Origin of the sequence: uncultured Maricaulis sp. (genome assembly GCF_963976135.1) — a bacterium.
In the GTDB taxonomy this organism is placed as follows: domain Bacteria; phylum Pseudomonadota; class Alphaproteobacteria; order Caulobacterales; family Maricaulaceae; genus Maricaulis.
In genome coordinates this window covers 1-10,851 of the sequence record NZ_CAXBKN010000090.1, presented here as the reverse complement: position 1 = coordinate 10,851, position 10,851 = coordinate 1, and the positions used below count along the sequence as shown (strand labels likewise).

Genomic DNA, 10,851 nt, shown 5'->3' with positions numbered 1-10,851 from the left:
CGCCGCAAGACCAAGGAGACCGATATCACCGTTGTCGTCGATCTCGACCGCGACGGGCCGAGCCAGATTGCGACCGGGATCGGCTATTTCGATCACATGCTCGACCAGATCGCCCGCCATGCCGGCATCGCCGTCAATATCGACGCCACCGGCGATCTCGAGATCGATGCCCACCACACGATCGAGGATGTCTGCCTGACGCTCGGCGAGGCCCTGCACGAAGCCCTCGGCGACAAGCGCGGCATTGCCCGTTTCGGCTTTGAACTGCCGATGGACGAGACCCGGGCCGGGGTCTGGATCGATCTGTCGGGCCGGCCCTTCGCCAAATTCGAGGGCGAGATCCCGGGCGAGCGCGTCGGCGAATTCCCGGTCGAAATGGTGCCGCACGCCTTCCGCTCGCTCGCTGAATCGATGAAGGCGGCGATCCATGTCCGCGTCGAGGGCGAGAATGCCCACCACATGGTCGAGGGCTCCTTCAAGGCCTTTGGCCGGGCGCTACGCCAGGCCGTGCGCATCGAGAGCGAACGCCTGCCATCGACCAAGGAATTCCTCGAATGAGGATCGGTGTCATCGATACCGGCTGCGCCAATCTCGCCTCGGTGCGCTTCGCGCTGGAACGGGCGGGGCTCGACCATGTCGCGGCGGAAAAACCGCGCGAACTCGGCGATTGCGACCGTCTCATTCTGCCCGGCGTCGGTTCGGCGGCACCGGCCATGGCGCGCCTGACCGATCGCGGCTGGACCGATCTGCTGCGCGGCGATGACCGGCCCCTGCTCGGCATCTGCCTGGGCATGCAGCTCCTGTTCGACCGCTCCGAAGAGGGCGATACCGATGCTCTCGGTCTGATCGCTGGCGAGATCGTCCGCCTGCCGCGTGCCGAAGGTCTCGTCTGGCCGCATATGGGCTGGAACGAGTTGGAAGCCCTCGATCCCGTCGAGCCGCTTCTGGCCGGGATCTCACCGGGCAGCCATGCCTATTTCGTGCACGGCTATTACGCCCCGCCGGGCCCGGCGACACGGGCCATCTGCGATTACGGCACGCCGGTCTCGGCGCTGGTGCGCAGGGGCCATGTTGCCGGCTGTCAATTCCACCCCGAACGCTCCGGCGCTGCCGGGGCCCGTATCCTGATGAATTTCGCCGGAGCCGCGTCATGATCCTCTATCCCGCCATCGATCTGCTCGAGGGCCGTGTCGTGCGCCTGCACAAGGGCGCCTTCGACGCCGTCACCGATTATGGCGATGATCCGGTCGCTGTTGCGCAGAGCTTTGGTGAGGCCGGGGCGAGCTGGGTGCATGTCGTCGATCTCGCCGGTGCCCGCGACGGTGCCCGGCGTCAGACCGAAACGATCCGCGAAATCTGCCAGACCGGCCTTCGGGTTCAGACCGGCGGCGGCGTGCGGGCGGCGGAGGATATCGAGAGCCTGCTGGCGATCGGCGTCGAACGCGTCATCATCGGCAGTCTTGCGGTCACCAATGCGCCATTGGTGCGCGACTGGATCGAGACTTATGGCGCAGACCGGATCACCCTGGCGCTGGACGTCAAACGTCTCGGTGGCAGTTACCGTCCGGCGCTGCAGGGCTGGACCGACATGATGATGACGACACTGCCCGAAGTTATCGCCAGCTATGACGGCTCGGGGCTCAAACACGCCCTGGTCACCGATATCAGCCGCGATGGCGATCTGTCCGGTCCCAATCTGGCGCTCTATGCCGACCTGCTCGAACGCCATCCAGCTGTGGACTGGCAGGCGTCGGGCGGTGTCTCATCGCTGGCCGATCTGGCGGCGGTGCGCAAGCTTGGCCTCGCCGGGGCGATCACCGGCAAGGCGCTCTATGAGGGCATTTTCACGCTGAAAGAGGCGCTGGCATGCTCGCAAGACGGATAATTCCCTGCCTTGATGTGCGCGATGGCCGCGTCGTGAAGGGCGTGCGCTTTCGCGATCACGAGGATGTCGGCGGCATTGTCGATCTGGCGCGGCGCTATGCGCAAGAGGGCGCTGATGAGCTGGTCTTTTACGATATCGCAGCCAGCACGCGCGGCCGAACCGTCGAGCCGGCCTGGGTCACAGCCGTGGCGCGCGAGCTGGATATTCCCTTCTGCGTCGCTGGCGGGATTCGCACGGTCGATGATGCGCGGGCGCGCCTGTTCGCCGGAGCCGACAAGATCTCGGTCAATTCACCGGCGCTGGAAAAGCCCGGCCTGATCGATGCGCTGGCGGCGGAGTTTGGCTGCCAATGCGTCGTGCTGGGCGTTGATAGCCGCCGGATCAACGGTCAGTGGCAGGTTCACCAATATACCGGCGATCCCGACAAGACACAGATTTCGCAACGCCTGACGCTCGACTGGATTGCTGAAGGTGTCGAACGCGGTGCCGGCGAGGTCGTGCTCAATTGCATGGATCAGGACGGGGTGCGCGAGGGCTATGATATTGAACAGCTTGCAGCGGCGCGGGCCGTGTGTTCCACACCTTTGATTGCTTCAGGCGGTGCGGGCAGCAAAGAAGACTTCAAATCCGTCTTCAATGCCGCCAATGTCGACGGCGCGCTGGCTGCCAGCGTGTTTCACAAACAGGTCTTCGGGATCGGCGAATTGAAAGCCTGTCTCGACCAAGCGGGTATCAGGGTAAGGACATGATCGATACGAATTCCCTGGACTGGGCCAAGGGTGACGGGCTGGTTCCCGCCATTATCCAGGATGCGGCGACCCGCCAGGTCCTGATGCTCGGCTATATGAATGCGGAAGCCCTGCAACTGACCCAGGAGACCGGAAAAGTCCATTTTTTCAGCCGCTCACGCCAATCTCTCTGGAAGAAAGGCGAGACTTCGGGACTCAGTTTCAAACTGGTCAATATCGCGCTGGATTGTGATCAGGACACGCTCCTGGTCGAGGTCAAGCCGAAGGGCGCGGCCTGCCATAACGGCACGGTCAGCTGTTTCGGTGACGATCCCGGTCCGGGCCTTGGTTTCCTGGCGCATCTGCGTGCGATCATCAAGAAGCGCAAGAAAGACAAGCCCAAGGGCTCTTATGTCGGTTCGCTGATGGCGCGGGCACCAAAACGTCCGGCCCAGAAGGTCGGCGAGGAGGGCGTTGAAGTCGCCCTGGCTGCCGTCTCGGAAAGCCGGGCCGCAGTGGCCGAGGAATCTGCCGACCTGATCTTCCATCTGCTGGTTCTGCTGGAATCGCGCGATCTGAGCCTTGAGGATGTCGTCGCCGTGCTGCGCAAGCGTCACGCGGTCCGCGCGGCGCAATAGCGCCATGCCGGGCTCACGGGCCAGAGCTGCGGTGTGGGCGGGCCTTCTTCTGACCGGCGCGGTCTGGCTCAGCGGAGCCTCCGCTTGGGGCCAGGACGTCATCACAGTCACGGCCGACCGGCGTGGCGAGGCGCGTGACGCCGCGATTATCCCGGTTGCCGTGATCGAGGCGGCGGCGATCGAGCTGGTCGGGGCCCAGCATGTCTCCGAACTCCTCAACCGGACGGCAGGCGTCAATATCAATCGCGGCAATGGCGCCGAACATCTCACCGCCATCCGCTCGCCCGTCCTGACCGGCGGTGCGGGGGCGGGCTCCTTTCTCTATCTGGAAGACGGCGTGCCTCTGCGTGCGGCCGGTTTTGCCAATGTAAACGGGCTGTTCGAGGCGCTGACGGGTGTGGCCGGCGGGGTAGAAGTGGTGCGCGGCCCCGGCTCGGCGCTCTATGGCTCCAATGCGCTGCACGGCCTGGTCAATATACTCACCCCCGATCCTGCCCTCACATCTTCGCGCGCGGAGCTCGAGCTGGGCTCATTCGGGCGCGCGCGCGCCTCGGGCGTGCTGGCACGGCCGGGCGATGCCGGCAGTGCGCTGCTGGCCGTGGAGGCTCAGCATGAGGACGGCTGGCGCGAGGATGCGCGCCTTGATCGGGTCGGCATGCTGGCGCGGGCGGACGGGATGGCCGGCGATGTTCGCTGGCGATGGAGCGCCGGCATGGTGACGCTGAACCAGGAAACGGCCGGCTATGTCACCGGAACTTCGGCCTATGAAGACCGCACCCTGTCGCGCGCCAATGCCAATCCGGAAGCCTTTCGCGATGCTGTCGCTGTGCGTCTGGCGCTGCGGCTGGACGGGGAATGGGGGGCGGGCTGGTCCTGGTCGCTGACGCCCTATGGGCGCGGCAATGAGATGGATTTGCTGATGCATTTCCTGCCCTCCCACGCGCTGGAGGAAAGCGGCCATACCAGTCTCGGCCTGCTCGCCTCGGCAGCGCGCGATTTCGCCGGTGGCCGCATCACCATCGGCAGCGATTACGAGCAGACGAGCGGTTATCTGCGCGAGACCCAGTCGCGGCCGACCATTTTCTCCTTCGTGCAGGGCGATCACTATGATTTCGACGTCGATGCCCGCGTTGTAGCCCTCTATGCCCAGGGCCGTTGGCAGATGGGTGAACACCTCGCCCTCCAGGCGGGTTTGCGCGCCGAGCAGACCCGCTTTGCCTACGACAATCATCTCGCCGCCGACACGGTCGGCCGATTTCTGCGCCTGGGCGATCGCAGTGACAGCTTTGAGACGCTGACCCCGCATGCCGGTGCGATCTGGCGTCTTGATGCCGACCGTTCGCTGTTCGGCCGTGTCGCCCGCGGTGCGCGTGCGCCGCAGACGACCGAGCTTTACCGGCTGCAGGCGGGCCAGGGGATTGACGGGATCGAGCCGGAAACACTCGACAGCGTTGAGGCGGGCTATCGCCAGAGCCTCGGTGATGATGGCGGGCTGGAGCTGACTGCCTTCTCGATGGCCAAACGCCATGTCTTCTTTCGCGACGTCGACGGTTTCAATGTCACCGACGGACGCACGCGTCATCACGGCGTTGAGGCCGAGCTCGACTATCGCCTCGCGCCGGCCTGGCGGGTCAATCTCGCCGGGACATGGGCCCGCCACAGTTATGATTTCGACCGGCCCGTCGGCACGGCCAGCGAGGTGATCCGCAAAGGGGCCGATATCGACACGGCGCCGCGCTGGCTGTGGGATGCGCGCCTGCTCTGGCAGCCTCATGCGGCCTGGTCGGGCGAGCTGCAATGGAGCCATACTGGCGCCTATTACACCGACGCGGCCAATGCCCACCGCTATGACGGGCACGACCTGCTGGCCCTGCGGCTGCGCTATGCGCCGACCGGGCGGATCGAGGTTTTCACGGCGGTGCGAAACCTGCTCGACGAGCGCTATGCCGAGCGCGCCGACTTTGCCTTTGGCAATGAACGCTATTTTCCCGGCGAGCCACGCGCTATCACTATCGGTATTCGCGTTATCGGCTGAACCGCTGCCGGCGCCTGGGGAGGGTTATATGAGACACTTAATGCTGGCCGGTCTGGCCTCGCTGAGCCTGACGGGCCTGGGTCAGGCACAGGACTATTTTCCCGCTGCCGGCGATGCCGGGTGGGAACGCCGCGAGCCGGCCTCGCTGGGTTTTGATGCCGGGGCGCTGCAAACCGCCATCGATTTCGCCATCGCCCATGAGACCCGCGCGCCTGAGGCCTGGGGCGAGGGGATTGATGCGCGCAATCTGGAAGTCATGGTGCCGCTGACCTGGGCCTATGAGCCGCATTCCAGCCCGATCGGTGAATTGCGGCCGCGCGGCGCACCGGCCGGCATCATTATCCGCCATGGCTATATCGTCGCCGAATGGGGCGATCTCGAGCGCGTCGACATGACGTTTTCGGTCTCCAAGAGCTTTCTCAGCCATGTCGTCGGCCTCGCCGTCGATGACGGACTGATCGAGGATGTCGCGGCGCCGGTGTCCGAGCTGGTCGCCGACCCGCTCTTCCACACCGAGCACAATACGCCAATCACCTGGGACCAGATGCTGCGCCAGACCTCGGGCTGGTCGGGCACGCTGTGGGGCAAGCCGGACTGGGCCGATCGTCCATCGCGCGACAATCCCGCCAGCGATCTGATCGCCGGACCGCCCGTGCCCGGTGCGGCGTGGGAATATAATGATGTCCGCGTCAATGCGCTCGCCCTGGCGGCCCTGCATGTCTGGCGCGAGCCGCTGGCGCAGGTGCTCGACGAGCGCATCATGACCCCGATCGGCTCATCGGGGACATGGGAGTGGCAGGGCTACAAGAATAGCTGGGTCGAGCTGGAGGAGGGCGAGGAATTATACTGGTCGGTTTCCGGCGGCGGCCATTGGGGCGGCGGCATGATGTTGTCCGTCTATGACCAGGCGCGTTTCGGCCTGCTCGGCCTCAATCGCGGCAATTGGGACGGCAGGCAATTGCTCTCGGATGCCTGGTATGAGCGCTCGCTCACCCCCACCGATGTCGCGCCGTCCTACGGCTATATGAATTTCTTCCTCAACCGCCCCGACGTTGAAGGCGCGGCGATCTCCGTGCCGTCAGCGCCATCGGGCAGTTTCGCCTATCTCGGGGCCGGCGCCAACATGATCTATATCGACCCCGAACACGATATCGTCGCCGTGGTGCGCTGGATCGATAGCGCGCAGCGCAATGGCTTTATCGAGCGGCTGATGGCGGCGGTGGCGGAGTAGGGGGAAGCTACGCCTCCGGCGGCCCGGCCTTGGCCTTGCCGGGGCGCGTCTTTTTCTGGCGCGAGAGGCGTTCGGTGATCAGGGCGATGGGCAGGTCGCTGACGGCTTTCAGGCCGGCGATGGACGAGGCGGTCTGCACGCCGCGCCAGACGCCCATCATCAATTCCTGGCGCATCCGCACCTGTCCGCCGGCCGAGGGTTCCTCGATCTGGTCGAGCCGGGTCAGTGACCACAGCCCGATCAGGGTGGCGGCGAGGAAGTAGAAGTCCCAGCGCGTCACGTCGAAGGCGGGGATGATGGTCTCACCATCCGGCGCGCTCCAGTTCACGGTCAGCGAGAACTGGTAATTGGCCAGTACATCGGCGTAGAGACCGCCGATGATCGGTGCTGTACCGGCTGCGATCGCGGTGAAGGCGGCGCACAGGGCGAGATGGCGTGTCGCGCCATTGGTCGGCGAGAGCGCATTGGCCATATTGCCCGAGGCCAGGGTCACGCCCGCGGTGGCGACACCGGTCAGGATATGGATCCCGACCAGCAGAGGCATTGTGAAATAATGCCGGTCCGGCAGGCTGGTGAACGTCCAGGCGAAGATACAGGCGATGAAGAGCGGGGCTGCAAATTGCAGCACGCGCTTGTTGGAATAGCGGTCCGCGAGACTGCCAAATGTGCCGGTCACCAGTGCATTGGCGCCCTGGCTGAGCGCGGTGAGCATCATCACCGTTGTCAGGTCGAGCCCGAGCTGGCGCAGCATCTGCACGGCAAAGAAGGGGGCCGCCAGATTGCTGGCGAAATTCCACGAGAAGAGGAAGGTCACCAGGCGGCGGAAATTCTTTTCCTTCAGCGGCGAGAACAGGCCGGTTTTCTGTTCCGGACCGTGTTCGAGCGGCAGCGGTGTCGGTTCGGGAATTTGCGCCATGGCGATGGTTTCCAGCACACCGCTGAAGGTCGCGATCACCAGCAGGGCCGAATAGGCGTAGATCTGGGGCAGGCCGGTGAGGCCGGGCCAGTTGTCGACGAAGACGCCGCCGGCCAGGGCCGCCATGGCGGCCATGATCGTCATCCAGGTCAGGCGCTGGGCCGAGAATACGCCGCGGCGTTCCGGCGGCAGGAAATCGCGCACCCAGCTATTCCAGGCGCAACCGGCAATGGCGCCGAAGATATAGCGGATCGCGAATGCGATCACGAGCAAGAGGAGAGCCATCGGACCCGGTTGCAGCAGGGCGGCGGCTGCAGCGCCGAGCAGGAGAAGGCGGCTGGCCAGGGTCAGCGACACCGCGACCAGGCGCCGGCTGGCAATGCGCTCGACCAGATAGACCGCCGGCAATTGCGCCAGCTGGGTCAGGGAGGGAATGGCGGCGAGCACCCCGATGACCAGATTGGAGGCACCCAGGCTCAGCGCATAAGCGGTGAGGAATACGCCGATCGACAGCGTTTCCATGATCTTGAAGAACATGCCATTGCGCACATACCATTTCAGACCGGCATCGCGGTCTGCATCGGTGAGCTGCGATGTCGGAAACATCGGCGGGTCCTTGGCGCTGTCGGCTTCGCGAACGGGGAAATGCCGCATATCATCAAGTGCTGGGCGGCGCACTCGAATTGGCAGGCGCGGCGGTCTGTCGAATTGCCCGCGCCGGCGAATTATCGTTGGATCAGGCTGGGCGCGCCGCGGGACTGAACCGGATCATGACGATTTTCAATGACATGGCGCACGCCCTCTCGCTCGCTCTGGACGCCGCATTGATGCAGCGCACCGGGTTTGAGACACTGGCGGCCGAACCGCGCATCGCCCTGGCCGCCCTGGTCGTACCGTTGATTGCCGGTGCCTCGGAAATGCTCGGCAAGGCCTATGTGCTCGCGGCGCAGAAAGTCGGACGCTGGCGCATGCTCGCCAGCCTCGGCCTGACAGGTCTGGTCTATCTGCTCGGCGTTGTGGTCTGGGGCATTAGCGCGCATTTCCTGCTCGGTCTGGCCGGCACCCAACCCGTGTCCGAAACCGTCCTCGCCGGGACCATCGCCCTGGGTTATGCGCCGCGCCTGCTGAGCGTGCTGACGGTGGCGCCCTATTATGGCGAATTGCTCGACCGTGCCCTCGATGGCTGGACCTTTGTCTGTATTGGCTGGGGTTTCTGGGTCGTGATTGGCGGGCCGCTGGGCCTGGTCATCGCCTGCGCCGGTGCCGGCTGGCTGGTCAGTGCCGCCGTGCGCCATTATGGCGGCCGCCTCAGCGAGCCGCTGCTGCGGCGTTTGCGTCTGGTGACGCCGGGAGGCGGGCATGCTTGAGGACGCGCTCGTCTGGCTTTTGCTGACCAGCCTGGTCGCCTTCGTCCTGGCCGGCACGCTGGCGCCGCTGGAGACCTTGCGCTGGTGGGCGCGCCAGCCCGCTCTCGAACGCGAGCCCCCGGAAGCCCCGAATGATATTCCGGACGGTGCCCCGCGTGATTTCATCGTTTATCTCGGCGGCATTGATCGCATCAGCGGCACCTCCAATTCGCGGCGGGAGCAGCGTTTTCTCGACGCCCTGCGCGAAGGCGCACCGGATGCCGTTGTGGTCGATACCGTCTTTCCCTACGCCGCCTCGGGCATTCCGCTTCTGCATGGCCCGCGCCTGTTCAGCTGGCTCTGGCGCGCCCTTGCTGCGGCGCCGCCCGATCAGCGCCGGCCGCTGCTGGCCAATCTGGTCAATGCGCGCAACTTCTTCCAGGTGCTGGTTTCGGCCGACCGGCGCTATGGCCCGGTCTTCAACCTCGCCCTGGCCGGTCTGATCCAGGACCGGCTGCGCGCGGCCGGCTGGCAGCCGTCACGCGATGCCCACCTGACATTGATCGGGCTCAGCGGCGGCGCGCAAATGGCGGCCGGCGCGGCCGACGAGCTGGCCGATATTTTCGACGGCCCGATCCAGTTGATCTCGATCGGCGGTGTCATCGCCTCGACGCCGGGGCTCAACCGCCTGGCCCGCATCGACCATATCGCCGGCAGCGCCGACCGGGTCGAGGCCGCCGGCGCGATCGCCTTTCCGGCGCGGTGGGGCATGGCTGCGGGTTCGGAATGGGCAATGGCGCGTCGCTCCGGGCGGCTCCGCCGCATCCCGCTGGCCGGGGTCACCCACACCGGTTCGCACGGTTATTTCGGTAGCGCGCACCATGGCGGCCGGCCGCAATGGGAAGAGACCGTCGCGATCGTGCTCGATTGCCTGCAGCGCTTCCGGGACGGTGACGAACGGAACCTCTAGCCGGCCGGCGCGAAGCGTTCGGTCATGACATGCCGGTCGCCTGGATGGGTCAGGCGGGCGAGGGTGACGACGGCATCGCCCTGGAAGGTCCGCCGTTCCAGCACCAGGCAGGCATCGCCGGTATCAATATCGAGCCGGGCGGCGAGCCGGGCATCGGCATTGATGGCCGAGACGGTGTGTTCGGCGGCCGTCCAGGGCGCGGCGGCGAGCAGCCAGGCACCGGGCGCCGTGGCGGTGAAGTCCTGGTCGGCGGCTTCCGGCAGCAGCGCCAGATTGATCCAGCGCTCCTCAAGTTCGACGACATCGCCATCGGCGGTATGGCGGCAGACCAGATGCTGCAGCGGCGCGCCGGGTTTGACGCGCAGGCGGGCGGCGCGTTCGGGACTGGCGGCGACGCGCTCATTGGTCAGGCATTGATAGCCATAATCCTGGCCGCGCGCGGGTATCGCCGTCGACATGTCGACAATCTCCAGCATCGCCGAAGGCGAGGGCGGTTGGGCGACGAAACTGCCGGCGCGGCGGCGGCGCACGATCAGCCCGTCCTCGGTCAGCTCACGCAAGGCGCGATTGACGGTCATGCGGGCGGTGCCGAAATGGCGGGCGAGCTCGGCCTCGGCCGGAATGCGGTGGCGCGGTGGCCAGACGCCGGAGCGAATATTCGTCAGGATTGCGCGCCGGATCTGGTCATAGACCGGACCCGTGCCATCCAGGCTCAGATCGCCGGCCCAGTCATTCATTGATCGATTGCCCGGCGGATATCCAGCATGGCGACCCGGTAGGCTTTTTCGATGCGGTCGCGGGTGAGGGCACGGCCCTCGCGTACGACACACTGGCCGCCAACATAAACCTCGCGCACCAGACGGCTGTCGCCGCAGAACAGCCAGCTGTCGAGCCGGGCATCCTCACTGCGGCCGACCAGGGTCGGGTGCTGGTCATCGAGGACCACGAAATCGGCGCGCTGTCCGGTTTCGATCCGGCCCGAGGGCTGTCGCAGCGCCTGATTGCTGCCCGCCAGCGCCGCATCGAACAGGCGCCGGCCGGTGCTGCCGCCTGGCCGGGCGAGCACATTGCGCCGCTGCGCCTGCAGCCGCTGACCATATTC

General features: G+C 65.8%; 11 protein-coding genes and 1 pseudogene. 9 read left to right on the top strand and 3 right to left on the bottom strand.

Features of this window, described 5'->3' with window-relative positions; genetic code table 11:
• The 7 genes from hisB to AAC023_RS11650 form a co-directional block, all read left to right on the top strand.
• On the top strand, positions 1-558 hold a 558-nt coding region (hisB, locus tag AAC023_RS11680), incomplete at its 5' end, for an imidazoleglycerol-phosphate dehydratase HisB (RefSeq protein WP_339741362.1).
• Complete coding sequence (gene hisH, locus AAC023_RS11675; RefSeq protein ID WP_339741361.1) at positions 555-1,154, top strand: imidazole glycerol phosphate synthase subunit HisH; 600 nt, start codon at positions 555-557, stop codon at positions 1,152-1,154. The genes hisB and hisH, both read left to right, overlap by 4 nt.
• Complete coding sequence (gene hisA / locus AAC023_RS11670; RefSeq protein ID WP_339741360.1) at positions 1,151-1,885, top strand: 1-(5-phosphoribosyl)-5-[(5-phosphoribosylamino)methylideneamino]imidazole-4-carboxamide isomerase; 735 nt, start codon at positions 1,151-1,153, stop codon at positions 1,883-1,885. The genes hisH and hisA overlap by 4 nt, the downstream gene beginning before the upstream one ends.
• Positions 1,867-2,634, top strand: a complete 768-nt coding sequence (hisF, locus tag AAC023_RS11665) for an imidazole glycerol phosphate synthase subunit HisF (protein WP_339741358.1) — start codon at positions 1,867-1,869, stop codon at positions 2,632-2,634. Before hisA ends, hisF begins: the two co-directional genes overlap by 19 nt.
• On the top strand, positions 2,631-3,251 hold the full coding sequence (hisIE, locus tag AAC023_RS11660; protein ID WP_339741357.1) for a bifunctional phosphoribosyl-AMP cyclohydrolase/phosphoribosyl-ATP diphosphatase HisIE: 621 nt from the start codon (positions 2,631-2,633) through the stop codon (positions 3,249-3,251). The genes hisF and hisIE overlap by 4 nt, the downstream gene beginning before the upstream one ends.
• A gap of 31 nt (positions 3,252-3,282) precedes the next feature.
• Positions 3,283-5,286 (top strand): TonB-dependent receptor, encoded by a 2,004-nt coding sequence (locus AAC023_RS11655; RefSeq protein ID WP_339741356.1) that lies wholly within the window; start codon positions 3,283-3,285, stop codon positions 5,284-5,286.
• A 28-nt stretch (positions 5,287-5,314) separates the two neighbouring features.
• Positions 5,315-6,517: a serine hydrolase gene (locus AAC023_RS11650; RefSeq protein WP_339741355.1), complete on the top strand. Its 1,203-nt coding sequence runs from the start codon at positions 5,315-5,317 to the stop codon at positions 6,515-6,517.
• A 7-nt stretch (positions 6,518-6,524) separates the two neighbouring features.
• Here the strand turns inward: AAC023_RS11650 and AAC023_RS11645 are convergent, their stop codons facing one another.
• Entirely contained in the window at positions 6,525-8,087 is a 1,563-nt protein-coding gene (locus tag AAC023_RS11645; protein ID WP_339741354.1) for an MFS transporter, read from the bottom strand.
• 116 nt (positions 8,088-8,203) lie between these two features.
• On the opposite strand from AAC023_RS11645, the gene AAC023_RS11640 reads away from it, so the two are divergent.
• Together AAC023_RS11640 and AAC023_RS11635 are read left to right on the top strand one after the other, a co-directional pair.
• Positions 8,204-8,800, top strand: a complete 597-nt coding sequence (locus tag AAC023_RS11640; protein WP_339741353.1) for a hypothetical protein — start codon at positions 8,204-8,206, stop codon at positions 8,798-8,800.
• Positions 8,793-9,749: a hypothetical protein gene (locus AAC023_RS11635; protein WP_339741352.1), complete on the top strand. Its 957-nt coding sequence runs from the start codon at positions 8,793-8,795 to the stop codon at positions 9,747-9,749. Before AAC023_RS11640 ends, AAC023_RS11635 begins: the two co-directional genes overlap by 8 nt.
• Here AAC023_RS11635 and hutC read toward each other — a convergent pair.
• Both hutC and AAC023_RS11625 read right to left on the bottom strand, forming a co-directional pair.
• Positions 9,746-10,486 (bottom strand): histidine utilization repressor, encoded by a 741-nt coding sequence (gene hutC, locus AAC023_RS11630; RefSeq protein ID WP_339741350.1) that lies wholly within the window; start codon positions 10,484-10,486, stop codon positions 9,746-9,748. The two genes, AAC023_RS11635 and hutC, sit on opposite strands and share 4 nt — an antisense overlap.
• Positions 10,483-10,851, bottom strand: a pseudogene (locus AAC023_RS11625) (formimidoylglutamate deiminase); the annotation flags it as partial. The gene hutC and the pseudogene AAC023_RS11625, both read right to left, overlap by 4 nt.